At 69.8% G+C, this 24,792-nt stretch carries 24 protein-coding genes; 21 read left to right on the forward strand and 3 right to left on the reverse strand.

Annotation, left to right across the window (positions count from 1 at the left end):
• Positions 1-23 precede the first annotated feature (23 nt).
• Positions 24-2,849 (forward strand): [protein-PII] uridylyltransferase, encoded by a 2,826-nt coding sequence (locus BR39_RS0109015; RefSeq protein ID WP_029910224.1) that lies wholly within the window; start codon positions 24-26, stop codon positions 2,847-2,849.
• A gap of 6 nt (positions 2,850-2,855) precedes the next feature.
• On the opposite strand, the gene BR39_RS0109020 is transcribed toward BR39_RS0109015, so the two are convergent.
• Positions 2,856-3,134, reverse strand: a complete 279-nt coding sequence (locus BR39_RS0109020; RefSeq protein ID WP_029910226.1) for a hypothetical protein — start codon at positions 3,132-3,134, stop codon at positions 2,856-2,858.
• 309 nt (positions 3,135-3,443) lie between these two features.
• On the opposite strand from BR39_RS0109020, the gene BR39_RS0109025 reads away from it, so the two are divergent.
• The 4 genes from BR39_RS0109025 (at position 3,444) to BR39_RS0109040 (ending at position 9,442) form a co-directional block, all read left to right on the forward strand.
• Complete coding sequence (locus BR39_RS0109025) at positions 3,444-4,298, forward strand: alpha/beta hydrolase (RefSeq protein ID WP_029910228.1); 855 nt, start codon at positions 3,444-3,446, stop codon at positions 4,296-4,298.
• Between the two features lie 207 nt (positions 4,299-4,505).
• Positions 4,506-6,143, forward strand: coding sequence for a murein biosynthesis integral membrane protein MurJ (gene murJ, locus BR39_RS0109030; RefSeq protein WP_029910231.1), 1,638 nt, complete (start codon positions 4,506-4,508; stop codon positions 6,141-6,143).
• A gap of 253 nt (positions 6,144-6,396) precedes the next feature.
• The gene (trpS, locus tag BR39_RS0109035; RefSeq protein ID WP_029910235.1) at positions 6,397-7,431 is read left to right on the forward strand and encodes a tryptophan--tRNA ligase; all 1,035 of its coding nucleotides are present in this window, start codon (positions 6,397-6,399) and stop codon (positions 7,429-7,431) included.
• Between the two features lie 160 nt (positions 7,432-7,591).
• Positions 7,592-9,442 (forward strand): acyltransferase family protein, encoded by a 1,851-nt coding sequence (locus BR39_RS0109040; protein ID WP_029910239.1) that lies wholly within the window; start codon positions 7,592-7,594, stop codon positions 9,440-9,442.
• On the opposite strand, the gene BR39_RS0109045 is transcribed toward BR39_RS0109040, so the two are convergent.
• Positions 9,439-10,719, reverse strand: a complete 1,281-nt coding sequence (locus tag BR39_RS0109045) for a cytochrome P450 (protein WP_029910242.1) — start codon at positions 10,717-10,719, stop codon at positions 9,439-9,441. The two genes, BR39_RS0109040 and BR39_RS0109045, sit on opposite strands and share 4 nt — an antisense overlap.
• A 133-nt stretch (positions 10,720-10,852) precedes the next feature.
• On the opposite strand from BR39_RS0109045, the gene BR39_RS0109050 reads away from it, so the two are divergent.
• From BR39_RS0109050 to trmB, 16 genes are all read left to right on the forward strand, one after another.
• A complete protein-coding gene (locus tag BR39_RS0109050; RefSeq protein ID WP_029910244.1) occupies positions 10,853-11,422 on the forward strand; it encodes a NifU family protein in 570 nt (189 codons plus the stop codon).
• Positions 11,423-11,553: 131 nt separating this feature from the next.
• Entirely contained in the window at positions 11,554-12,141 is a 588-nt protein-coding gene (locus tag BR39_RS0109055) for a malonic semialdehyde reductase (RefSeq protein WP_029910248.1), read from the forward strand.
• A 181-nt stretch (positions 12,142-12,322) separates the two neighbouring features.
• Entirely contained in the window at positions 12,323-12,970 is a 648-nt protein-coding gene (locus BR39_RS0109060) for a DUF1131 family protein (RefSeq protein WP_029910250.1), read from the forward strand.
• 4 nt (positions 12,971-12,974) lie between these two features.
• Positions 12,975-13,646, forward strand: a complete 672-nt coding sequence (locus tag BR39_RS0109065) for a hypothetical protein (protein ID WP_029910252.1) — start codon at positions 12,975-12,977, stop codon at positions 13,644-13,646.
• Positions 13,643-14,296 carry a tRNA (adenosine(37)-N6)-threonylcarbamoyltransferase complex dimerization subunit type 1 TsaB gene (tsaB, locus tag BR39_RS0109070; RefSeq protein ID WP_029910254.1) on the forward strand — a complete coding sequence of 218 codons (654 nt, stop codon included), beginning with the start codon at positions 13,643-13,645 and terminating at the stop codon, positions 14,294-14,296. The genes BR39_RS0109065 and tsaB overlap by 4 nt, the downstream gene beginning before the upstream one ends.
• Positions 14,293-14,745, forward strand: coding sequence for a ribosomal protein S18-alanine N-acetyltransferase (rimI, locus tag BR39_RS0109075; protein ID WP_029910256.1), 453 nt, complete (start codon positions 14,293-14,295; stop codon positions 14,743-14,745). The genes tsaB and rimI overlap by 4 nt, the downstream gene beginning before the upstream one ends.
• A gap of 46 nt (positions 14,746-14,791) precedes the next feature.
• Entirely contained in the window at positions 14,792-15,199 is a 408-nt protein-coding gene (locus BR39_RS0109080) for a Fur family transcriptional regulator (protein WP_029910257.1), read from the forward strand.
• A 176-nt stretch (positions 15,200-15,375) separates the two neighbouring features.
• A complete protein-coding gene (miaB, locus tag BR39_RS0109085) occupies positions 15,376-16,728 on the forward strand; it encodes a tRNA (N6-isopentenyl adenosine(37)-C2)-methylthiotransferase MiaB (RefSeq protein ID WP_029910258.1) in 1,353 nt (450 codons plus the stop codon).
• Complete coding sequence (locus BR39_RS0109090) at positions 16,725-17,669, forward strand: PhoH family protein (protein WP_029910259.1); 945 nt, start codon at positions 16,725-16,727, stop codon at positions 17,667-17,669. Before miaB ends, BR39_RS0109090 begins: the two co-directional genes overlap by 4 nt.
• A gap of 19 nt (positions 17,670-17,688) precedes the next feature.
• Positions 17,689-18,147 (forward strand): rRNA maturation RNase YbeY, encoded by a 459-nt coding sequence (gene ybeY, locus BR39_RS0109095; protein ID WP_197026691.1) that lies wholly within the window; start codon positions 17,689-17,691, stop codon positions 18,145-18,147.
• A gap of 11 nt (positions 18,148-18,158) precedes the next feature.
• Positions 18,159-19,091, forward strand: coding sequence for a hemolysin family protein (locus BR39_RS0109100; protein WP_029910263.1), 933 nt, complete (start codon positions 18,159-18,161; stop codon positions 19,089-19,091).
• Positions 19,088-20,668: an apolipoprotein N-acyltransferase gene (gene lnt / locus BR39_RS0109105; protein WP_029910265.1), complete on the forward strand. Its 1,581-nt coding sequence runs from the start codon at positions 19,088-19,090 to the stop codon at positions 20,666-20,668. Before BR39_RS0109100 ends, lnt begins: the two co-directional genes overlap by 4 nt.
• A 51-nt stretch (positions 20,669-20,719) precedes the next feature.
• Positions 20,720-21,151: a helix-turn-helix domain-containing protein gene (locus BR39_RS0109110; RefSeq protein WP_029910267.1), complete on the forward strand. Its 432-nt coding sequence runs from the start codon at positions 20,720-20,722 to the stop codon at positions 21,149-21,151.
• A gap of 245 nt (positions 21,152-21,396) precedes the next feature.
• Positions 21,397-22,620, forward strand: a complete 1,224-nt coding sequence (gene metK / locus BR39_RS0109115; protein ID WP_029910270.1) for a methionine adenosyltransferase — start codon at positions 21,397-21,399, stop codon at positions 22,618-22,620.
• 3 nt (positions 22,621-22,623) lie between these two features.
• Entirely contained in the window at positions 22,624-23,160 is a 537-nt protein-coding gene (locus BR39_RS0109120; RefSeq protein ID WP_029910273.1) for an SMI1/KNR4 family protein, read from the forward strand.
• A gap of 34 nt (positions 23,161-23,194) precedes the next feature.
• On the forward strand, positions 23,195-23,875 hold the full coding sequence (gene trmB, locus BR39_RS0109125) for a tRNA (guanosine(46)-N7)-methyltransferase TrmB (RefSeq protein WP_029910276.1): 681 nt from the start codon (positions 23,195-23,197) through the stop codon (positions 23,873-23,875).
• 1 nt (position 23,876) lies between these two features.
• On the opposite strand, the gene BR39_RS0109130 is transcribed toward trmB, so the two are convergent.
• Positions 23,877-24,788 carry a LysR family transcriptional regulator gene (locus BR39_RS0109130; protein ID WP_029910278.1) on the reverse strand — a complete coding sequence of 304 codons (912 nt, stop codon included), beginning with the start codon at positions 24,786-24,788 and terminating at the stop codon, positions 23,877-23,879.
• Positions 24,789-24,792 lie beyond the last annotated feature (4 nt).

The following is a 24,792-nucleotide window of genomic DNA, read 5'->3' on the forward strand; positions in this document are numbered from 1 at the left end:
TTCCGCAAGCCTATATTGGTGCCATGCCCCGTCGCCTTCGCCCCACCCCGCTGGAACATGTCGTCGACGGCCACGCCCTGCGCGCGCGCCTGTCGGCCGCCGCCCTCGACCTGATCGGCGACGAGGCCGGCCAGCGGGCCCGCGCCATCGAGATCCTGAAACAGGCGCTGTTCCGCGGCCGGATGATCGCCAAGGAGCGGCTGGAGAACGGGGCCGGCGGCCTGGAGACGGCCCGCCTGCTCAGCGGCGTCACCGACGAGGTGATCACCGCCCTCTACGACTTCACCACCGTCCACGTGTTCCGGGCCCGCAACCCCACCGAGGGCGAGCGCCTGTGCCTGCTGGCCGTGGGCGGCTACGGCCGGCGCACCCTGGCGCCGTTCAGCGACATCGACCTGCTGTTCCTGCGCCCCTACAAGCAGACGCCGCACGCCGAAAGCGTGATCGAGTACATGCTGTATGCGCTGTGGGACCTGGGCTTCAAGGTCGGCCACGCCTCGCGCACGGTCGAGGAGTGCGTCAAGCTCTCCAAGGAAGACTACACGATCCGCACCTCGATCCTGGAGGCCCGCCGGCTGACCGGCGACGAGCGCCTGGGCGAGGAGCTGAAGAAGCGCTTCCGCGACGACGTCATGAAGGGCACCGGCGCGGCCTTCGTCGCCGCCAAGCTCAAGGAGCGCGACGACCGCCAGGCCCGGGCCGGCGCCAGCCGCTACATGGTCGAGCCCAACGTCAAGGAGGGCAAGGGCGGCCTGCGCGACCTGCACACCCTGATGTGGATCGCCGAGTACCTGCACCCGGTCGACCGGCCCGAGGACGTGTTCAAGCTGGAGGTGTTCGACCGCCGGGAGGCCAAGGGCTTCATCCGCGCCTTCGACTTCCTGCACGCCGTGCGCGCCCACCTGCATTTTGCCACCGGCCGTCCGGAAGAGCGCCTGACCTTCGACCTGCAGCCCGAGATCGCCCGCCGCATGGGCTACGGCGACCGCGGCGACGCCCCGGCGGTGGAGCGCTTCATGCGCCGCTACTTCCTGGTGGCCAAGGAGGTCGGAGCCCTGACCCGCGCCTTCTCGGCCAAGCTGGAGGCCGAGCACTTCAAGCACGAGCCCCGGGGCATCTCGCGGTTCCTGCCCGGCGGCGGCAAGCCCAAGCGCAAGGCCCTGGACGTGGCCGGCTTCTACGAGGACGGCGGCCGCCTGAACATCGACGGCCCGCAGGTGTTCGAGGCCGACCCGGTCAACCTGATCCGCCTGTTCAAGACCGCCGACGACCGCGATCTGGACCTGCACCCGGACGCCTTCACGGCGGTGACCCGCAACCTGCACCTGATCACCTCGAAGGTCCGCCGCGACCCGCTGGCGACCCGGGCGTTCCTGGACCTGCTGGCCTACGGCAAGCGCAGCTACCGCACCCTGACCCTGATGAACGACGCCGGCGTGCTGGGCCGGTTCATCCCCGAGTTCGGGCGGGTCGTGGCCCAGATGCAGTTCAACATGTACCACTCGTACACGGTGGACGAGCACACCCTGCGGGCCGTGGGCCTCATCGGCGACATGGCCGCCGGCCGCCTGGTCGACGACCACCCGCTGGCCGTCTCCATCATGCCGCTGATCGAGGACCGCGAGGCCCTGTTCCTGGCCATGCTGCTGCACGACACCGGCAAGGGCGGGGTCGGCGGCCAGGAGAAGGCCGGGGCCCGCAGCGCCCGCAGCGCCTGCGAGCGCCTGGGCGTGGAGCGCACCAAGGTCGAACTGGTGGCCTGGCTGGTCGAGAACCACCTGGTCATGAGCGACTTCGCCCAGAAGCGCGACGTGGCCGATCCGGGCACCGTGGCCGCCTTCGCCCGCATCGTCGAGAATCCCGAGCGCCTGCGCCTGCTGCTGGTCATCACCGTCGCCGACATCCGCGCCGTGGGGCCGGGCGTGTGGAACGGCTGGAAAGGCCAGCTGCTGCGCGAGCTCTACAACGCCACCGAAGCGGTGTTCCGAGGCGGTCGCGGCAGCGACGCCGCCGCCAGCGTCCAACGCCACCAGGAGGCCGCCGCCGAGCAGGCCCGCGACGTGCTGGTCCAGGCCGACCCCGCCGCCCAGGGCTGGGCCCAGGCGATGGAGGCGGCCTATTTCGGCGCGTTTTCGCTGGACGACCTGAAGGCCCACGCCGAGTTGGCCCGCCGCGCAGCGATCCAGGGCGGGGCGGCCGCCGAGGGCCGGGTGCCGGCCGGCGCCAACGCCGCCGAGATCGTCATCGCCGCCAAGGACCGGCGCGGCCTGTTCGCCGACCTCGCCCTGGCCATCTCCTCGCTGGGCGGCAACGTCGTCGGCGCCCGGGTCTTCACCTCGCGCCAGGGCCAGGCCCTGGACGTCTTCCATGTGCAGGACGTGACCGGCGCGGCTCTGGGCTGCGAGAACCCCCGGGCCCTGCGCCGCCTGGCCGACGCCCTGGAGGCGGCCGGCCGCGGCGAGCCGGTGGCCGTCGAGCCCCGGCGCGGCGCGGAGCTGTCACGCACCGCCGCCTTCTCGATCGCCCCGACCGTGGTCGTCGACAACGAGGCGTCCAACGAGGCCACGGTGGTCGAGGCCTCGGGCCGCGACCGGCCTGGTTTGCTGCAAGCTTTGGCCCGCACCCTGGCCGACAACGGCCTGTCCATCCAGTCGGCCCACATCGACGGCTACGGCGAGCGGGCGGTCGACGCCTTCTACGTCCAGACGTCCGAGGGCGGTAAGGTCGAGGACGCCAAGAAGGTCTCGGCCCTGAAGGCCGACCTGCTGGCGGCCTTGGAGCAGAACGAGGCCGGCGCGCCGAACACCCGCCCGGGCCTGAAGCGGGCGCGGGCCAGCGTGGCGCGGTAGCAGAGGCTAGACGATCTCGACCGATACGACCTTGAATACGCCGTCGTCGCTGATCTCTCCCAGATGAATAAATGCGGAGAGGCAATCCGAGAACTCGTCGGATAGAGCTAACCCTTCTTTGTCGTAGTCATTTACCGCGACGAGCGTCAGTACGCCGTCGTTGAAGGAACAAGTGACCTGCTGATGCCAGGTCCGTTCCTCGCGAAAATGCTGCTCGATGTCTTGTGCCGCCTCCGGGCCGGCTGCCGCGCTGATGCCCCCGGCGATCATCGTGATCTTGAACATGCTTACCTTTGCTTCGCGCGAGCCAGCATCCGTCCCGGATGAGACCGCGCCTTAAATCCTTGGTGGATCGGAGCTCTGGCGTCTGACCGTGTCAAGGACGACGCCGGCAAACTCGGCTTTCCCTCCCCCTTGTGGGGAGGGTGGACGCGAAGCGGACAGGTGGGGGATCGGTGCAGGGTGGTGGGGAGCTTGAATTGCTGAGCCGGCAGGCCCCATTCGACCCCGGCCGCCAGGGTCACCCTCCCCACGAGCGGGAGGGAAACGCCCAACTTGCTTGCTCAAGCTTGCCGCACCGCTAACATCGCCGCCATGAAGCGCTTCGCTCCCCTGGCCCTGGCCGTCGTCGTCGCCTCCAGCCTGGTCCTGGCCCTGGGGTTCGACGCCCGGGCGCAGATCCATCGGCAGATCTACCCCGCCCCGACCGCGCCGCTCAGCCTGTCGGGCCTGCCCGAGGGGGCGGCGTTCGTGACGGTGACCACGGCCGACGGCGTGGTGCTGAAGGGGATCGAGGTCCCCCCGCGCGACGGCAAGCCGACCTTCCTGATGTTCCACGGCAACGGCTCGGCCGCCTCGCGCAGCATCGACTGGCTGGCGCCGCTGATCGCCGAGGGCTACGGCGTGGTCGCGGCCGAATATCGCGAGTACAGCGGCAATCCGGGCCGGGCCAACGAGACGGGCCTGGCCGCCGACGCGGACGCCTTCTACGCCCGGGCGCGCACGGTGGCCGGCGGCGGCAAGCTGATCGTGGTCGGCCACAGCCTGGGCGGCGGGGTGGCCCTGGGCCTGTCGCGGCGCCAGACCCTGGACGCCCTGGTGACGATCGGCACCTTCTCCAGCCTGAGCGACATGGCTCCGGCCTTCGCCCGCCCGCTGCTGACCGACCGCTACGACAACAAGGGCGCCGTCGCGATGCTGGACGAGCCCTATTACCTGGTCCACGGCGACGCCGACGAGGTGGTGCCCTTCGCCCAGGGCAAGGTCCTGCAGGCGACGGCCGTGGCCGACCATCGCCGGGGCGCGATGTTCACGGTCCACGGCGCCGGCCACGCTCCGGACACGCCGACCGTGGCGGCGATCCTGCGGGCCGTGGTCGCCAAGACCGAGGCGAACGGCGGGGCGATCAAGGCCGAACTGCCCGGTTCGGTGGCGCTGGCGCCGTTCTAGGGTCGGCGGCGCGCCCTCCTGCCCCCACCTGACGGCTTCGCCGTCTGTCCGCCCCCGTAGGAGGCGGAGCCTCACGCTCTTCCCCCTCCCGGGGGAAGACGACCGCGAAGCGGTCCGTAGGGGGCAAGTGGGCGGTGCACGGAAAACCCTCGGCGAATCCCCAAGCCCTCGCTTGACGGCCCACCATCCAGCCCGCAGAAGCCATTCGTGACCGACAGCGCCCCCCCGAACGCCCCCACCCCGCAGACCGCCCCCGCCAAGAAGGCCGGCGGGCTGCTGAAGTCGTCGATGATCTATTCCGGCCTGACCCTGATCAGCCGGTTCATGGGCTTCGCCCGCGACCTGGCGGTCTCGTACCGGATGGGGGCCAGCGCCACCCCGGCGGCCGACGCCTACAACGCCGCCCTGGCCTTCCCGAACCTGTTCCGCCGGTTCTTCGCCGAGGGGGCCTTCGCCGCCGCCTTCGTGCCGGCCTACGCCAAGTCGCTGCAGCGCGACGGCGAGGAGAAGGCCGACATCCTGGCGGCCGACGCCATGGCCACCCTGGCGGCCTCGACGATCATCATCACCGTGATCTGCCAGCTGGCCATGCCCTGGCTGATGATGCTGATCAGCCCCGGCTTCGGCTGGGGCACCGAGAAGTACAAGCTGGCGGTGCTGCTGACCCAGATCACCATGCCCTACCTGCCGTGCATGGCCATCGTGGCGCACCTGTCGGGGGTGCTGAACGCCCGCGACCGCTTCATCCTGTCGGCCGGCGCGCCGATCCTGCTGAACATCTTCACCCTGGCTTTCATCCTGCCGCAGACCAGCGCCGTGGGGGCCGCGACCTGGGGCTCGGCGGGCGTGGTCGTGGCCGGCGTCGCCCAGGCGGCCCTGCTGACCTGGGGCGTCAACAGGTCCGGCGCCCAGGTGCACTGGCGGCTGCCGCGCCTGACGCCCGAGGTGCGCGAGCTGATCGGCAAGGCCATCCCCGGCGCCCTGGCGGCCAGCGCCACCCAGGTCAACATCTTCATCTCCGGCAACCTGGCCAGCCACGTGCCCGGCGGCCGCTCGTGGCTGGCCACCGCCGACCGCCTGTACCAGCTGCCGCTGGGCCTGGTGGGGGTGGCGATCGGCGTGGCCCTGCTGCCGCGCCTGTCGCGGGCCGTGAACAGCGGCGACGGCGACGACGCCCAGAGCGCCATGGACCAGGCGATCACCCTGGCCATGGCCCTGACCATCCCCGCCGCCGCGGCCCTGGTCGCCATGCCCGGCTTCCTGTCGGACGCCCTCTACACGCGCGGCCAGTTCACCCCCTTCGACGCCAGCCAGACGGCGGCGGCGCTGTTCTTCTACGGCCTGGGCACCCCGGCCTTCGTGCTGCAGCAGCTGTATTCGCGGGCCTTCTTCGCGCGCGGCGACACCAAGAGCCCGATGCGCTTCGCCCTGATCTCGGTGGCGCTGAACATCGGCCTGGGCATCGCCCTGTTCAACCTGATGGGCGTGAAGGGCATCGCCGCGGCCACGGCCGTGGCCTCGTGGATCAATGTCGGCCAGATGGCCTTCGGCCTGTCGCGCAAGGGGCACTACAACCCCTCGCTCCAGACCTGGTCGCGGGTGAGCCGCATCCTGGCGGCCAGCGTGGCCATGGGCGGGGCCCTGGCGGCGGCCTCGCACTGGCGGCCGCTGATCGAGGCGCCGCTGCGCGAGCTGGGCCTGCGCGGCCACACCCTGGGCGCCAAGGAGTTCGCCCTGCTGCTGACCGTGCTGGTCGGCGGGGCGCTCTATCCACCCCTGGTCCTGCTGTTCGGCGGCGTGACGCCGTCGGAGGTCAAGGGCCTGCTCAAGCGGGGCAAGGCGTAGGATCGGGGACATGCCCTCGGGCGTGTCCCCAAGTCCTGGCTCGGTGCGCGAACATGGGGACACGCGACGAGCGCATGTCCCCGGCTCGGGCCTTGCCCTTCAAGCCCCGGCCCGGTAACCAGCGTGAATGGCTCCGATCGGTTCTTCCGCGCCGCGATGGCGCAGCTTCCTCTGATCCCGACCGCCGCGTTCCGCACGCGGCTCGCGTTCCCACGCGTCCGCCATACCGCTTTCGATATCCAAGGCTGAAGCCATGACCGACCACACCCCTGTCCCCTACACGGGCCCCACCCGCGTGCTCTCCGGCGTCCAGCCGTCCGGCGCCCTGCACCTGGGCAACTATCTCGGCGCCCTGGTGAAGTTCGCCCGCCTGCAGCACGAGATGGACACCTTCATCTTCGTGGCCGACCTGCACGCCATCACCGTGTGGCAGGAGCCCGAGGCCCTGGCCCAGCAGACCCGCGAGATCGCCGCCGCCTACCTGGCCGCCGGCCTCGACCCGAAGAAGGCGACGATCTTCCCGCAGTCGGCGGTGCGCGAGCATTCCGAACTGGCCTGGATCTTCCAGTGCGTGGCCCGCCTGGGCTGGCTGGACCGCATGACCCAGTTCAAGGAGAAGAGCGGCAAGCACAAGGAGCGCAGCTCGGTGGGCCTCTACACCTATCCGGTGCTGCAGGCGGCCGACATCCTGGTCTACAAGGCCACCCACGTGCCGGTGGGCGAGGACCAGAAGCAGCACCTGGAGCTGACCCGCGACATCGCCGGCAAGTTCAACCACGACTTCGGGGTGCAGGGCTTCTTCCCGCAGCCCGAGCCGCTGATCCAGGGCCCCGGGGCGCGGATCATGAGCCTGCGCGACGGCTCGGCCAAGATGAGCAAGTCCGACCCGTCGGACTACAGCCGCATCAACCTGACCGACGACGCCGACGCCATCGCCGGCAAGGTCAAGAAGGCGCGCACCGACCCGGAGCCGCTGCCCGAGACCCTGGACGAGCTGTCGGCTCGCCCCGAGGCCGACAACCTGGTGGGCATCTTCGCGGCGCTGTCGGGCCGGACGAAGGCCGAGGTGCTGGCCGACTACGCCGGCAAGGGCTTCGGGACCTTCAAGCCGGCCTTGGCCGAGCTGGCGGTCGAGAAGCTGGCCCCGGTCGGCGAGACCATGCGCCGCTACCTGGCCGATCCGGCCGAGATCGACGCCATCCTCAAGGCCGGCGCCGAGCGGGCCTCCGAGGTCGCCGCGCCGACCGTGGCCGAGGTGAAGAAGCTGGTCGGGTTCTGGGGAGCCTGAAGACCGTCACGCGGCAGGCCCAGCTTCAAACCTGGGCGCCGCGTGAAGCTTCCTTGAAATCGCCATGGCCACGCTTGCAAGGCGTGGCCGGGCGCGACTAGGACCTGTCGCAGGGTCGGGGCTTTTTAGCGATCGCGTGAGCGTGTCGCAGGAGCGCTCGATGCTGCATCGTAACGATATCGATGGCCTGCGGGCCGTCGCCATCCTCCCGATCCTTCTCTTCCACGCCGGCCTGACCCAGATGTCGGGCGGATTCATCGGCGTCGACATCTTCTTCGTCATATCCGGCTTCCTGATCACCTCGATCATCGTCCGGGAGGCCAAGACCGGCGCGTTCTCGCTGGCGACCTTCTACAAGCGGCGGGTGGTGCGAATCTTCCCCGCGCTGTTCGTCACCCTGGCGCTGGTGCTGCTGGCCGGCTGCCTGCTGATGCTGCCCAGCGAGGTCGCGCCCCTGGGCGAGAGCGCGGCGGCGGCGGGCGGCTTCGTCTCCAACATCTACTTCTGGAAGACGGCCGACTATTTCGCCGGCTCGGCCGACCTGAAGCCGCTGCTCCACACCTGGTCGCTGGGCGTGGAGGAGCAGTTCTACATCTTCTACCCGCTGATGATCATGTTCGTGCTGCGCTTCCTCAAGCGCTGGCTGGCCCTGGCCATCGGCCTGGTGACGCTGGGCTCGTTCGCCGTGAGCCTGGTGCTGGTGGTGATCGGCCCGAACGCCGCCTTCTACCTGCTGCCCAGCCGGGCCTGGGAGCTGGGGATCGGCGGCCTCGTCGCCGTCGGCGCCTTCCCTGTCCTGCGCGGGGCCTGGCTGCGGGCCCTCGCGCCGCTGCTGGGCGCGGTCCTGATCGCGGCGGGCCTGGCCTTCATCCGCGCCGACAGCCCGTTCCCGGCCCCCTGGGCCCTGCTGCCCTGCCTGGGCGCGGCGCTGATCATCGCCTATGGCGAAGGCTCGTTCGTGGGGCGGGCGCTGTCGATCCAGCCGCTCCGCTGGATCGGCGCGATCTCGTATTCGCTGTACCTGCTGCACTGGCCGATCATCGCCTTCTATCGGCTGCAGACGGGCATCAGCCTGACCCCGGTGGAATCGTCCTGCCTGGTGGCGGCCAGCATCGCGGCGGCGGCCCTGTCGTACTACCTGGTCGAGCAGCCCGTCCTGCGCCGGTTCCGGAGCGGCCCGGCCGGCAAGATCCTGGGCGTCGGGACCGTCGCCCTGGCGGCCGGCCTGGCGGCGTCGGCGGTGGTGGCGGTCAACGCCGACAACTGGCGGACCTATACCCCCGAGGCCAAGCGGATCATGAGCTACGCACGCTATGTCGGCACCGAGGAGCACACCTACCAGTACCGTCCGGACCGGTGCTTCATCGAGAGCACCAGCCGCCGCGGCTTCGATCGGGCCTTCTGCCTGAAGCACAGCCCCGACAAGCCCAACCTCGTCGTCCTGGGCGACAGCCATGCGGCCCAGTACTGGCGGGCGATCGCCCTGCGCTTCCCCGACAAGAACGTGATGCAGGCCACCGCCTCGGGCTGCCGTCCGACCCTGCACACCCAGGGCGAGAAGCGCTGCACCGACCTGGTGGGCTACGTGCTGGGCGACTTCCTGGCCCGGGGCGGCGCCGACGCCGTGGTGCTGTCGGGCCGCTGGAAGGACAGCGACGTGGCCAACCTCGTGGAGACCGTGCGCTTCCTGAAGTCCAAGCACATCCCGGTCACCGTCATCGGCCCGACCGTGGAATACGACGGCGAGTTCCCCGAGATCCTGGCCCGCGCCCTTCTGCAGGACGGGCGCGGGTCGGTCTCCACCCTGCGCCTGACCCAGCCCAAGACCATGGACGAGAAGCTGGCCGCGCTGATGAAGGCCGAGGGCGTGCCCTATGTCTCCGAGCAGAACATCGAGTGCCCCGCCGACCGCTGCATGGCCTTCGCCCCCGGCGAGGTGCCGTTCCACTTCGACTACGGGCACATGCCGCTGAGCGCGGCGCGCTACGTGATCTCCAGGGCCAACATCTAGAGCCGGCCGGGAATCCGCACCGGCAGGCTCTCGTAACCCTTCACGAAGCTGGAATAGACCCGCTTGGGCTCGCCCATGACCTCGATCTTCGGGAAGCGCTTGAGGATCTCCTCCCAGATGATCTTCAGCTGCAGCTCGGCCAGGCGGTTGCCCACGCAGCGGTGGATGCCGAAGCCGAACGACAGGTGGCGGCGGGCCTGCGGGCGGTCGATCAGGAAGGCATTCGGGTTGTCGATGACGGTGTCGTCGCGGTTGCCCGAGACGTACCACATCACGACCTTGTCGCCCTTCCTGATGGTCTTGCCCGACAGCTCGAAGTCCTCGATGGCCGTGCGGCGCATGTAGGCCAGCGGGGTCTGCCAGCGGATGATCTCCGAGACCATGTTGGGGATCAGCGACGGGTCGGCCCGCAGCTTGGCCTCTTCCGCCGGGTTCTGGCTGAGGGCCAGCAGGCCGCCGGTGATCGAGTTGCGGGTGGTGTCGTTGCCGCCGACGATCAGCAGGATGATGTTCCCCAGGTACTCGAACGGCGGCATGTTCCGCGTGGCCTCGCCGTGGGCCAGCATCGAGATCAGGTCGTTGCCCGGCTCGGTCGAATTGACCCGCTGGTTCCACAGCTCGGTGAAATAGGCCAGGCACTCCATCAGCTCGGCCCGGCGCTGCTCCTCGGTGTCGACGATGCCGGCGCCCGGCACGGCGGTGGAGACGTCGGACCAGCGGGTCAGCTTGCGGCGCTCCTCCCAGGGGAAGTCGAACAGGGTGGCCAGCATCTGGGTGGTCAGTTCGATCGACACCTTGTCGACCCAGTCGAAGGTCTCGCCGATCGGCAGGTTGTCGAGGATCCCGCCCACGCGTTCGCGGATCGTGCCCTCCAGCAGCGCCAGGTTCACCGGCGAGACGATCGGGCTGACGGTCTTGCGCTGGATGTCGTGCTTGGGCGGGTCCATGGCGATGAACATCGGCAGGACGAAGTCCTCGTCGAAGTTCCTGATCGTGATGCCGCCGAAGCTGCTGTCCGACGAGAACACCTGGTGGGTGGTGTCGACGGTCATGATGTCGTTGTAGCGGGTGATCGACCAATAGGGGCCGTGCTCGCTCTGCGCGCAGTAGTGCACCGGGTCCTCGGCCCGCAGCCGCTCGAAGAACGGCCAGTGGGCGTCGGCCTGGAACAGGGCGGGATCGGCGACGTCGATCTCCTCCAGGGGCATCGAATAGGCCCGGGCGCGCGCCGCCTCCTTCTGGGCGTCGGCCGACAGATCGATGGCTCCGTCGCTCATGGCGACCTCCCAAGAAAATGAACAAGCAAACAACTGTTTCGAGGATGGAGCCATAACGCGGTTCGTTTGTCACGATGACGCAAGCGGCACCCGGCCTCTTGCCCGGGGGGCGCCGAAGGTCCATTTCTCCGGCATGTTCATCCAGACCGAAACCACGCCCAACCCCGAGGTCCTGAAGTTCCTGCCCGGCCGCGAAGTGCTGGGCGAGGGCGCTCGGGAATTCCGCACCGCCGAGGAAGGCGACGCCTCGCCCCTGGCCGAGGCCCTGTTCCGGCTGGGCGACGTCGACCGCGTGTTCTTCGGCCCGGACTTCCTGACCGTGACCAAGGCCGAGGGCGCGGAGTGGCCGCACCTGAAGGCGCCGATCCTGGCCGCCATCATGGACCACTTCACCAGCGGCCGCCCCCTGCTGCTGGACCAGATCGAGAGCGGCCACGACGAGGACGGGGTCTACGACGAGGAGACCTCGCAGATCGTCGCCGAGATCAAGGACCTGCTGGACACCCGCATCCGCCCGGCCGTGGCCCAGGACGGCGGCGACATCGTGTTCTCCAAGTTCGAGCCGGCCACCGGCGTGGTCTGGCTGCACATGCGCGGCGCCTGCTCGGGCTGCCCGTCGTCCTCGGCCACGCTGAAGGCGGGCGTCGAGAACATGCTCAAGCACTATGTACCCGAAGTGACCCGGGTGGAGCAGACGCTCTAGGACCCTCGGCGTGCGCGCGCCTATCGTGCGCGCCTGGGCAAGGGAATGCGTCCTGGGCGCCTTGCCAGCGCGGTCCCGCGTCCTTATCGTAACTGTATAAGTTGCAATTATATCGCCCATAAGGATCGCTGATGGCCAAGCTCGCCGACACGGCTCTCGACCAACTGTTCACGACCGCCCGCACCCGCAACGGCTGGAGCGACACGCCCATCCCCGAAGCGGTCCTGCGCGAGCTGTACGATCTGGTGAAGTTCGGTCCGACCGCCGCCAACAGCACGCCGGCGCGCTTCGTGTTCGTGCAGAGCCCGGACGCCAAGGCCCGGCTGGCGGCCCTGTCGTCGGGCTCGAACGGGGCCAAGATCCTCAAGGCGCCGGTGACGGTGATCGTCGGCTACGACCTGGACTTCCCCGAGACCCTGCCCAAGCTGTTCCCCAACGCGCCGGGGGCCAAGGACTGGTTCCCCGATCCCGTGACCAAGGAGTGGGGCGCGCTGCGCAACAGCTCGCTGCAGGGCGGCTACTTCATCCTGGCCGCGCGGGCCCTGGGCCTGGACACCGGCCCGATGTCGGGTTTCGACAACGCCGCCGTCGACAAGGAATTCTTCGCCGGGACGAACATCAAGTCGAACTTCATCGTCTCGATCGGCTACGGCACCGAAGAAAACCTCTTCCCGCGCAACCCGCGCCTGGACTTCGAGGAAGCTGCGAAGATCGTCTGATCCCGCTCTGAGCATCCAATCGTTGTCATCCCGGAAAGCGCGGAGCGCTTGTCCGGGACCCAGGTGAGCCGCAAGGCGTCAGCCCAGTCCCCTGGGTCCCGGACAGCCCCTGCGGGGCTTCCGGGATGACAACCGTTTGTGCTGGTGGCGAACCCTCGGGGCTGGGTGCTAGAACGCACCCATGACCCAGCGCCTCGCCCTGATCGCCGCCCCGCTGCTGCTGCTCGCCGCCTGCGGCCCCGCCAAGCAAGCCGACAAGGCCCCGCCGGCCGCCTCGAGCGCCGAAGTCCCCAAGTCCGGCCCCGTCGCCGTCGCGGTCACCCCCTATGTCGGCGGGCCGCTGCACGTGCGCGCCGACGGCGTGGGGCCGATCACCGGCGAGACGGCCTTCGACGAGGCCACCATCAAGGCCCTGTTCCCCAAGGCGGTGGTCAAGAGCGCCTTCATCCACACCGGCGAGGGCCCGCCCGGACCGATCCTCACCCTCGAGCAGGACAACACGCCGCTGCTGGAGATCGGCAAGGGCGCCGAGGGCGGCATCGGCGAGATCCGCCTGGCCGGCGGTCCCGTCGAGGGCCCCAAGGGCGAAGCCCTTCTCGCGAAGTGGGGCGACCTCGGTTTCGACATCGTCCAGTGCCGGGCCGGAGAGGGCCGCACGGTCAACCAGGCCGTCTGCGTGCGCCCCGAGGCCCCGACCGTGGCCTATGTGTTCGGCGTGCCCGGCTGGACCAAGGGCGGCCTGCCGCCGGTCGAGGTGCTGAAGGCCAAGGGCCAGCTGAACGAATTCGTCTGGCGTCCGGCCGAGCAGGCGGCCGTCGGCGCGGCCTGATCCGATGTTCCGACGCCTGATCCTCGCCGCCCCGCTGCTGGCCCTGGTCGCCTGCGGCCCGGCGGGCAACGCCCAAGCCGACAAACCGCAAGCCGGCAAGGCCGCCTCGTCGGCCGCGCCCGCGCCCGCCGTGGTGACGCGCAAGGCCGCCGACGGCGCGGTCGACCGCTTCACGCCCTATGCGGGCGGGCCGCTGGCCCTGGACGAGTTCTCGGTGGGGCCGATCATGGCCCAGACGGAGTTCTCGCTCGACGCCATCCAGCAGCGCTTCCCCAAGGCCAAGGTCACGCCCTGGAACCTGGCCAAGGACCCCGGCGCGCCGTCCTACCTGGCGGCCATCAGGGTCAGGCAGGACGACGGGCTCGTGGAGGTCTCGGCCAATCCCGGCACGCGCACCGTCGGCGATATCCGCATCACCGGCGGCACGCCCCAGGGCCCGCGCGGCGAGACCCTGGGCATGAAGTGGGCGGACGCCGACATGGACTATCCGCGCTGCTGGATGGGCAAGGACCTCGACGCCCACGCCGTGATCTGCACCCAGCCCGGCGAGCCCGTGCTGCGCTACATCTTCGCCGTGCCCGGCTGGACGCAGGAGACGATGCCGTCCGAGGCCGTGCTGCGCGAGAAGGCGACGCTGCGCGCGTTCTTCTGGCGTGGCGGGGCGCCCGTCCAGTGATCCTCTCGATAGACACCTGCCTGGCCGCCAGCTCGGTCGCCATCCTGGACGGCGACACGGTCCGCGCGGCCCGCAGCGAGCCCATGACCCGCGGCCACCAGGAGCGCATCGCCGTCATCGCTCGCGAGGTCGCGACCGAGGCGGGGGTGAAGTTCGCCGGCCTGACCCGCATCGCCGTCACCGTCGGCCCCGGCTCGTTCACCGGCCTGCGGGTGGGGCTGTCGTTCGCCAAGGGCCTGGCCACGGCCCTGTCGATCCCCTGCGTGGGGGTCAACACCCTGGAGGCCCTGGCCGCCTCGGCCCCAAGGGAGAATGGCGTCTCCGGCTTCGTGGCCGGCGTGCTCGACGCCAAGATGGACCAGGTCTATCTGCAGGTCTTCGACGGCGGCACGGCCCTGATGGCCCCCGACGCCCTGGAGGTCGGCGTGGCCGCCGCGCGCCTGGCCGAGCTGTGGTCCGGCGGTCCGGCGACGCTGGTCGGCTCGGGCGCGCCGCTGGTCGCCGAGGTGCTGCCGGGCGCGACCGTGCTGACCCCGGCCTTCGCCGACCCCGTCGCGATCGCCCGCCTGGCCGCCGCCCGTCCCGTCCCGACCCATTCGCCCCGGCCGCTCTATCTGCGCGCGCCCTACGCCGTGGCGCCGGCGGCATGATCCTGCGTCCCGTCGGGCTGGAAGCCTGCTTCACCCTGGCCGACCTTCACGATCGCGCCTTCGACCGGCCCTGGTCGGCGGACGAGTTCGAGAGCCTGCTCAAGAGCCCCGGCGCCTTCGCCGTGCTGGGCGAGGCGGGCGAGCCGGAAGAGGCCAAGGGCTTCATCCTGTGCCGCGCCGTGGCCGGCGAGGCCGAGATCCTGACCGTGGCCGTCGATCCGGCCGCCCGCCGCCGCGGCTGGGGCGCGGCCCTGGTCGAAATGGCCGTCGGCGTCGCCAAGGAGGCCCGCGCCTTCGAGATGTTCCTGGAGGTCGCGGCCGACAATATCGCGGCGATCAAGCTCTACGAAGCCACCGGTTTTGAGCGTGTCGGCCTGCGAAAGGGTTATTATCCCCATCCGGATGGGGCCAAGGACGCCGTGGTGATGCGTCGGGCGCTTAACAGCTAGCGACCAAGCCCCTATCTTGCCCGCGAATCTTGCAGGAGACGCCACAGTGGATCGCCTCGAAAAGCTCTGCATCGAAAAGGGCATGCGCATGACCGACCAGCGTCGGGTCATCGCCCGCGTGCTGTCGGCCGCCACCGATCACCCGGACGTCGAAGAGCTGCACCGTCGCGCCCACGCCGTGGACCCGCACATCTCGATCGCCACGGTCTACCGCACCGTCCGGCTGTTCGAGGAAAGCGGCATCATCGAGCGCCACGACTTCCGCGACGGCCGCTCGCGCTACGAAGAGACGCCCGACCACCACCACGACCACCTGATCGACATGAAGACCGGCAAGGTCGTCGAGTTCGTGGACGAGGAGATCGAGGCCCTGCAGAACGCCATCGCCAAGAAGCTGGGCTACAAGCTGGTGGACCACCGGCTGGAGCTTTATGGCGTGCCGATCGAGGAGTGATCCTCGCACTTGCCCCCACCTGACCGCTTCGCGGTCTGTCCGCCCCCTTAGGGGGCGGAGCCTCGCGCTCTAGGCTCTTCCCCCTCTGGGGGAAGACGACGCGAAGCGGTCCGTAGGGGGCAAGTGTGGCGCCCGCGTCCTTGCATGCAGGGCCCCTCGCGCTCATAACGCCCCGCATGAGCGAGACCCCGAAAAAGCGCCTCTATATCAAGACCTACGGCTGTCAGATGAACGTCTACGACAGCGAGCGCATGGCCGATGTCCTGCGTCCGCTGGGCTATGGCGTGGTCGATGACCCCGAAGGCGCCGATCTGGTGGTGCTCAACACCTGCCACATCCGCGAGAAGGCCACCGAGAAGGTCTATTCGGAGCTGGGCTACATCAAGCAGATGAAGGGCCGCAAGGCCGAGGCCGGCGGCAAGATGACCATCGCCGTGGCCGGCTGCGTGGCCCAGGCCGAGGGCAAGGAGATCATGCATCGCCAGCCGGCGGTCGATCTGGTCGTCGGCCCGCAGGCCTATCACCAGCTGCCCGAGCTGATCGCCCGCGCTCACCGGGCCACCGGCGAGCGCCTGTCGGCCGACTTCGCGGCCGACGAGAAGTTCGACGCCCTGCCGGCCGAGCGCCACGTGACCGGCGTGACCGCCTTCCTTACCGTGCAGGAGGGCTGCGACAAGTTCTGCACCTTCTGCGTGGTGCCCTACACCCGCGGCGGAGAGTGGTCGCGGCCGCCGCAGGACATCGTCGAGGAGGCCAAGCGCCTGGCCGACCAGGGCGTGCGCGAGGTCACCCTGCTGGGCCAGAACGTCAACGCCTATGACGGCGGCGGCGAGACCCTGGCCAAGCTGGTGCGCCGCCTGGCGAAGATCGATGGGCTGGACCGCATCCGCTACACCACCAGCCACCCGCGCGACATGGGCGAGGACCTGATCGAGGCCCACGGCGAGCTGCCGCAGCTGATGCCCTATCTGCACCTGCCGGTGCAGGCGGGGTCGGACAAGATCCTCAAGGCCATGAACCGCGACCACACGGCCGAGAGCTATGTGCGGCTGATCGAGAAGATCCGCGCCGCGCGGCCCGACATCGCCATGAGCGGCGACTTCATCGTCGGCTTCCCCGGCGAGCGCGACGGCGATTTCGAGAAGACCCTGGACCTGGTCCGCGAGGTCGGCTTCGCCTCGGCGTTCTCCTTCAAGTACTCGCGCCGCCCCGGCACCCCGGCCTCGGCCATGCCCGGCCAGGTGGACGAGGCGGTCAAGGCCGAGCGCCTGGATCGGCTGAACGCCCTGCTCGACGAGCAGCAGAAGACCTTCAACGCCGCCCAGGTCGGCAAGGTCCTGGCGGTGCTGTTCGAGAAAAAAGGCCGCAACCCCGGTCAAATCGTCGGCCGCAGTCCCTATCTGCAAGCGGTCCACGCCGTCGGGTCCGATGACCTGATCGGCAAGATCGTTCCCGTCCGCATCGAGTCGTCGGCCAAGATGAGCCTTGGCGGCGTGCTCGAGAGCCAATCCCAGCTGGAGTCCGCTTGAGCCGCACGCCTGAGTTCCTGCCCCTGTCCGACACCGCCGTCCGCGCCGTTTCCGGCCCGAACGGCCGTCACGCCGCCCTGATCGAGGACGCCTTCAAGGTGTTGATCGAGACCCCGGGCGGCGGGGTGACGATCACCGGCGACGTCAAGGCGCGGGCCGGCGCCAAGCGGGCGATCCAGGCCCTGGCCCACCGGGCCGACGCCGACGACGAGGTGGTCGAGGCCGATGTCCGCGTGGCCGTCGGCGAGGCCCACAGCGCGTCCGGCCAGGCCTCGCCCCGCGCCGTGCGCAAGGGCAGCGTCTCGCCCAAGACCAAGGGCCAGGCCCGCTACATGGAGGCCATGGCCAGCCATCCGCTGTGCTTCGGCCTGGGCCCCGCCGGCACCGGCAAGACCTTCCTGGCCGTGGCCCAAGGGGCGGGCATGCTGCTGCGCGGCGAGGTCGATCGCCTGATCGTCACCCGCCCCGCCGTCGAGGCCGGCGAGAAGCTGGGCTTCCTGCCGGGCGACTTGAACGAGAAGGTCGATCCCTACATGGCCCCCGTCTGGGAGGCCCTGACCGACATCATGGGCGCCGACCAGCTGCGCCGCCGCCGCGAGAAGCTGGAGATCGAGGTCGCCCCGATCGCCTTCATGCGCGGCCGCACCCTGAGCCACGCCTTCGTCATCGTCGACGAGGCCCAGAACTGCTCGCGCCTGCAGATGAAGATGGTCCTGACCCGCCTGGGCGAGGGCGCGCGGATGGTGGTGACGGGCGACCCGACCCAGGTCGACCTGCTGAACCCCCGCGACTCCGGCCTGGCCCACGCGGTGTCGATCCTGGAAGGGGTCGAGGGCGTGGCGGTGTCGCGCTTCACCTCGGCCGACGTGGTGCGCCACCCGCTGGTCGAACGCATCGTCAAGGCCTACGACGCCGACGCCCTGCAGACGACGACCCGCTAGAATGACCATCACCGTCGACATCGAGATCGAGGACCAGGCCTGGACCCAGGCCGAGCCGGAGGTCGAGGCCCTGGTCTGGCGCGCCGCCCAGGCCGTGCTGGACGCCCACGAGGACATCGAAGGGCAGGGGATCGTCATCCTGCTGGCCGACGACGGCAGCGTCCAGGCGCTGAACCGCGACTTCCGCCAGAAGGACTACGCGACCAACGTCCTGTCCTTCCCTTCGCCGCCCAATCCGGAAGGCCAGATCGGCGACATCGCCCTGGCGTTCGGGGTCTGCGCCCGCGAGGCGGCCGAGCAGGGCAAGCCTCTTGCGCACCATTTGCAACATCTGGTGGCGCATGGGGTGCTTCATCTCTTAGGATACGACCATCAGGACGACGGCGAGGCCGAGGCCATGGAAGCGTTCGAGCGCGAGATCCTCGCGGGCTTGGACATTCCCGACCCCTATGCCGAACCCGCGTCGACCGAGGGATAACCAAGCAGGGCATGCCCAGCGACGACCAGAGTTCCCCGCCCGCCGGTTCGACTCGCTTGAGTCGGGGCGTGCGGGCGTTCTTCCGTAAGATGCGCAAGGACCTTGCCGGCCGGCGGGTTCCGGGCCTGGCCGAGGCGACGCGTCCGGCCGATCCCGCCCTGGCCCACGAGGTCGACCTGGTCGACCAGGCCGAGGCCTTCCAGAGCCTGCGGGTGGCCGACGTGATGACGCCGCGCGCCGACATCGTCGCCGTCGAGGTGAGCACGCCGTTCGAGGCGCTGGTGGCCCAGTTCACCGAGGCCGAGCATTCGCGGATGCCGATCTACCGCGAGACCCTGGACGACCCGGTCGGCGTGATCCACGTCAAGGACGTGTTCCGCCTGCTGGCCGCCGACGACAGGCGGCCGGGGCCGTCGGACCAGATCCTCCAGCGGCTGCGGCGCGAGGCGCTGTACGTGCCGGCCTCGATGCGGGCCGCCGACCTGCTGCTGCGCATGCGCACCAGCCGCATCCACATGGCCCTGGTCATCGACGAGTTCGGCGGCACCGACGGCCTGGTGACCATGGAGGACCTGATCGAGGCGGTGGTCGGCGAGATCGACGACGAGCACGACGACGCCCAGGTCTCCAACATCGTCGCCCGTCCGGGCGGCCTGTTCGAGGTCGACGCCCGCGCGCCCCTGGAGGACCTGGAGGCCGCCCTCGACACCGATCTGGCCCCGCCGGACATGGAAGAGGACATCGACACCGTCGCCGGCCTGGTCGTGGCCCTGGCCGGCCGCGTGCCGCAAAGGGGCGAGGTGATCGCCCACCCGGCGGGCTTCGACCTGGAAGTGGTCGAGGCCGACCCGCGTCGCGTGCGCCGGGTGCGGGTGCGTCCGGCCGTGGCCCTCGAGTCTGGCGTGGAAGCGGCCGAGCCGCCCGGCCGCGTGGCCGCTTCGTGAACCTGCCGGCCCTGCCGAAGCCGACGCCCTGGCGGGTGCGCGGCCTGGCGCTGCTAGCGGGCCTGGCCGCCGCCCTGGCCCATCCGCCGTTCGGGGTCCTGCCGGGCCTGCTGGGCTACGCGGTCCTGCTGTGGCTGCTCGACACGATCGACGGCCCCCGGCCGCTGCGCTCGGCCTTCCTGCGCGGCTGGCTGATGGGGCTGAGCTATTTCGCCCTCTCCACCTGGTGGATCGCCGAGGCCTTCATGGTCGACGCCGCCAACCAGGGCTGGATGGCCCCGTTCGCCGTGGCCGCCATGGCCGCCGGCATGGCGCTGTTCTGGGGGCTGGGAGCGTTGCTCTACCGCCTGATCCGTCCCGCGGGCGTGCGGCGGGTGCTGGTGTTCGCCGGCGCCTTCGCCCTGCTGGAATGGACCCGCGGCCACATCCTGACCGGCTTTCCCTGGAACCTGCCGGGCGAGACCTGGCGGGCCGGCTCGGCCGTGTCGCAGTTCGCCGGCGTGGTCGGCGCCTACGGCCTGACCTGGATCACCCTGGCCATCGCCGCCGTCCCGGCGGTGTGGCGCGACGGCAAGCGCGGCCGGATCGCGGTCGGCGCGGCCGTCGTCGCCCTGGTCGGGCTGTTCGTCGGCGGGTCGCTGGCCCTGTCCCGGCCGCCGTCCGCGCCGGGGCCGGCCCTGACTGTCCGCGTCGTCCAGGCCGACATCCCCCAGGAGTCGAAGTGGGACGCCCAGCGCTTCGCCCAGATCGTCCAGGCCTATGTCTCGCTGACCGCCAAGCCCTACGCCGGCAAGCCCGCCGACATCGTCGTCTGGCCCGAGGGCGCCCTGCCGCTGGCCATCAACGACTACATGGTCCCCGGCAGCTGGGTGCGGCAGGACATCGTCGCCGCCCTCCGGCCCGGTCAGCTGATGCTGCTGGGCGGCTACCGCTACGAGGGGCCGCCCGATAAGCCGGTCTACTACAACAGCCTGGTCGCCCTGCGCCGCACGGCCGACGACGTCGTCGTGGTCGGGATCTACGACAAGCACCGGCTGGTGCCGTTCGGGGAATATCTGCCCGCCGACGCCCTGATGACCAGGATCGGCTTCAAGAGCATGGCCCACCTGGGCGACGGCTTCGCCACCGGGCCCAAGCCCGCGCCGCTGCGGGTGGCGCCGGACCTGCTGGTGCAGCCGCTGATCTGCTACGAAAGCCTGTTCCCGCGCCTGGCCAAGCCGGTTCCCGGGGTGCGGGCGATCGTCAACGTCTCGAACGACGCCTGGTTCGGAGTCACCTCCGGGCCGCTGCAGCACCTGAACCTGGCCAGCTATCGCGCGATCGAGACCGGCCTTCCGCTGATCCGCGCCACGCCCACGGGCGTCTCCGCCCTGATCGACGCGCGGGGAAGAATTTTGCCCGGCGCCCGCTTGAAACTTGGCGAATCAGGGGTGATCGACGGTAAGGTTAGCGAAGTCGGTTCGCCGACCCTGTTCTCCAAGCTTGGGCACTGGCCGTTCGGACTGCTGCTTTTGGTTTCATTCCTCGCCGCGATTCGCGTTCCAGGAGGTCGAGGCTTGGAAAAAGGTCTAAACTGAAACAGACAAGCTTTCAGATACCCGTGGCTTCCTCCCAGTGATTGAAACGGCATGAACACGATTCCTGAAGAACGTTCCCCCAATCCGGTCGATCTGCACGTCGGCGCCCGGATTCGCATGCGCCGCAAGATTCTCGGCGTCAGCCAGGAGCGTCTGGCGGACGACCTGGGCCTGACCTTCCAGCAGGTGCAGAAGTACGAGCGGGGGGCCAATCGCGTCAGCGCCTCCAAGCTGTACGAGATCGCCAAGAGCCTGCAGTCGTCGGTGTCCTACTTCTTCGAGGGCTTGGCCGATCCGACCGACCTCGAGGGCTTCGAGGAAAACGGCTCGGAGCAGTTCGTGCACGACTTCCTGATGACCCCGGAAGGTCTGGAACTGGCCGCGCTGTTCCCGCGCATCGGCAAGTCCCGCGTCCGTCGCCGCATCCTCGACCTCGTCCGCTCGATGGCCGAGGACATGATCGACGAAGACGCCGAGGCCTGATTTCAGGCCGATCTGGACCTGGGCGGCGCAGGCCGCCAGGGCGTGGTCGCCGGAAGCGCTTGTCGGTTTCGGCGTCCGCCACGCCCTAAAGGCTTGATTCAGGGCCTTTTTGGACGCCTCACGGGGTTCCATGTGAGGCTAAAAGGCTCCGGGGCGTCTTGCGGACATAAACTTATCTTTATATGTTCCGCCTAGTCCCTCGGGCAGACCGTCCGCGTGGGCGACGTCATGTCCGGAGCTGACCCTTGAGCCGTTCTTCCTACATCTTCACCAGTGAAAGCGTTTCCGAAGGCCATCCGGACAAGGTCGCCGATCGGATCAGCGACACCGTCGTCGACGCCTTCCTGTCCGCCGACCCCGAAGCGCGTGTCGCCTGCGAGACCCTGGTCACCACCAATCGCATCGTCCTGGCGGGCGAAGTGCGCGCCGGCAAGCCGGGCGGCGACAAGGCCGCCAACAAGCAGCTGACGAAGGACATCATCAAGTCGCTGGAGCCCAAGGTCCGGGCCGCGATCAAGGACATCGGCTACGAGCAGAAGGGCTTCCACTGGGAGAAGGCCAAGTACGCCTGCTACCTGCACGGCCAGTCGGCCCACATCGCCCAGGGCGTGGACGCTTCGGACAAGAAGGACGAAGGCGCCGGCGACCAGGGCATCATGTTCGGCTACGCCAGCACCGAGACCCCGGAGCTGATGCCGGCCACCCTGCAGTACAGCCACAACATCCTCAGCCGCCTGGCCCAGCTGCGTCACAGCGGCGAGCTGCATGAGCTGGAGCCCGACGCCAAGAGCCAGGTGACCCTGGAATACGACGCCAGCGGCAAGCCGGTCCGCGTCGTCTCGATCGTCGTGTCGCACCAGCACAAGAAGAAGATCGACGGCAAGTCCGCGACCTCCAAGCGCGTGCTGGACCTGATCAAGCCGCACATCCTGCCGATCTTCCCGGAAGGCCTGATCACCAAGAAGACCCAGTGGCTGGTCAACCCGACCGGCCGCTTCGAGATCGGCGGCCCGGACGGCGACGCCGGCGTCACCGGCCGCAAGATCATCGTCGACACCTACGGCGGCGCGGCCCCGCACGGCGGCGGCGCGTTCTCGGGCAAGGATCCGACCAAGGTCGACCGTTCGGCCGCCTACGCCTGCCGCTACCTGGCCAAGAACGTCGTGGCCGCCGGCCTGGCCGAGCGCTGCACCATCCAGATCGCCTACGCCATCGGCGTGGCCCAGCCGGTCTCGTTCCACGTCGACCTGCACGGCACGGGCAAGGTCGATCCGGCCCAGCTGGAAAAGATCCTGCCGCAGCTGATCGGCGGCGCCACCCCGCGCGCCATCCGCGAGCACCTGCAGCTGAACAAGCCAATCTACGCCCGCACCGCCGCCTACGGCCACTTCGGCCGTACGCCGGACAATCAAGGCGGCTTCTCGTGGGAGAAGACCGACCTGGTGTCGGAGCTGAAGGGCCTGGCGTAAGCCATGAGCGGCCCCCGGAGAGAAATCTGGGGGCCGTCCTATACCGAAGCCGAACTCGACGCCGCCCAGGCGCGGTTCGGCTTTTTCTTTCCGCCCGACCTGCGGGCGCTGCTGCTGAAGCACCGGATCGCCGGCGCCCTGGACTGGACCCGCGATCACGAGAAGCTCGCCGAGAGCTTCGCCTGGCCCTACGAAGGCCTGCTGTTCGACGTGGAGGAAAGCGACCTCTGGTGGCCCGAATGGGGCCCGCGTCCCGCTGATCCCGCTGAGCGGGCGGCCGTGCTGCGCCGGGTCGTGGACGCCGCGCCCAGGCTGATCCCCGTCTACGGCCATCGTTACATGCCCGAGACGCCGCGCGAGGCGGGCAACCCGGTCTTCTCGGTCTATCAGGCCGACATCGTCGTCTATGGCCGGGACCTGGACACCTATATCGACCACGAGTTCTTGACCGATCCTCTGGATTTCAATCTGGAGGACGAGGGCAGGACGATCCCGTTCTGGTCGGAGATGGTCCGCCGGGGATATTCGACGGCGCCCTAGCTCCCGGGCCGGTCAGGCGCTAAGACCCCGCCCCATGACCAACCCCCAGCAACCCCACGGGCCGCTGCGCTCGTTCGGCCGCCTGAAGTCGCGGCCGGTGAAGCCGCGCCAGCAGGCCCTGCTCGACAGCCTGCTGCCGACCATCGCCGTGCCCCAGGCCCCGTTCCAGCCGCGCGACCTGATGCCGGAGGCCACGGAAGTCTGGCTGGAGATCGGCTTCGGCGGCGGCGAGCACATGGCCGCCCAGGCCGGCAAGCGCCCCGACGTGCTGGTGATCGGCGCCGAGCCCTTCGTCAACGGCGTGGCCAGCGCCGTGCGCCATGTCGAGGAGCAGGGGCTGAAGAACGTCCGCATCCACGAGGGCGACGCCCGCGACGTGGTGGGCTGGCTGCCCGACACCTCGGTGGACCGGCTCTTCATCATGTTCCCCGATCCCTGGCACAAGGCCCGCCACAACAAGCGCCGCCTGATCCAGCCGGCCTTCGTGGCCGAACTGGCGCGGGTGCTGAAGCCGGGCGCGGCCTTCCGCTTCGCCACCGACTGGGCCGACTATGCCGAGTGGACGGTCGAGCGGGTGCTGGCCGACCCAGCCTTCCGCTTCGCCGACGCGGACGCCGACCGCAACGCCGCCCCGGCCGACCATGTCACCACCCGCTACGAGGAAAAGAAGCTGGGCGACTGCGCGCCGGTGTTCCTGGATTTCGTGCGGACCTAGCCTACCAGCGGTCCAGCCCCGAGCGGTCCGGCGTCTCGCGCATGCTGGCGGTCAGGTGCGGCACGATGAAGTCGATGAAGGCCCGGATGCGCGGGACCTGCCGCAGGTCCTGACGGGTCAGCACCCAGAACGAGGCCTGGCCCGGGATGGTGACCGGCTGGCACCAGACCAGGTCGGGATGGCGGTCGCCCAGGCCCGAGGGCAGGGCGGCCAGGCCCAGCCCCGCCGCCACGGCGTTGACGATGTTGTTCATGGTGCTGCAGCGCAGGGGCCCGGCGCCGCCCGCGGCCTCGCGCAGCCAGGTCAGGGGCGGCAGGTCCTTCAGGGCGCCCTCGCCGTCGACCACGGCGTGGCCGGCCAGGGCCTCGCGGGTGGTCGGCGCGCCGTGCGCGTCGGCGTAGGCCCGGCTGCAGAACACGCCCCAGTAGTCGTCGGCGACCTTGCGGGCCACCAGGCTCGAGGATTCCAGGCCGTAACTGGCGCGCAGGGCGATGTCGGCCTCGCCCTTCTCGATGTCCAGGAAGGCGTCGGTCAGGACCAGGTCGATCTGGATGTCGGGATAGAGGCGGCGGAACTCGCCCAGGGCCGGCACCACGCCGATGGTGGCCAGGGCCTCGCTGGTGGTCAGGCGCACCACCCCGGCCATCTCCCGGCGCCGGGCGGCCAGGCGATGCTCGACGGCGAGGGCGGCCTTCTCCACCGCCTCGGCGTGGGCCAGCAGGTCGGCGCCCGCCTCGGTCAGGTTGGCCCCGGCCCGGTCGCGCTCGAACAGCTTGACCCCGCCGGCGGCCTCCAGGGCGTCCAGCCGCCGCGCGACGGTGGTCTGGTTGACGCCCAGGCGCTTGGCGGCCCCCAGGGTGCTGCCGGCCCGGGCCACGGCCAGGAAGTGGCGAAGATCGTTCCAGTCGAACATCCGG

It is taken from the genome of Caulobacter sp. UNC358MFTsu5.1 (assembly GCF_000712075.1).
GTDB lineage: Bacteria > Pseudomonadota > Alphaproteobacteria > Caulobacterales > Caulobacteraceae > Caulobacter.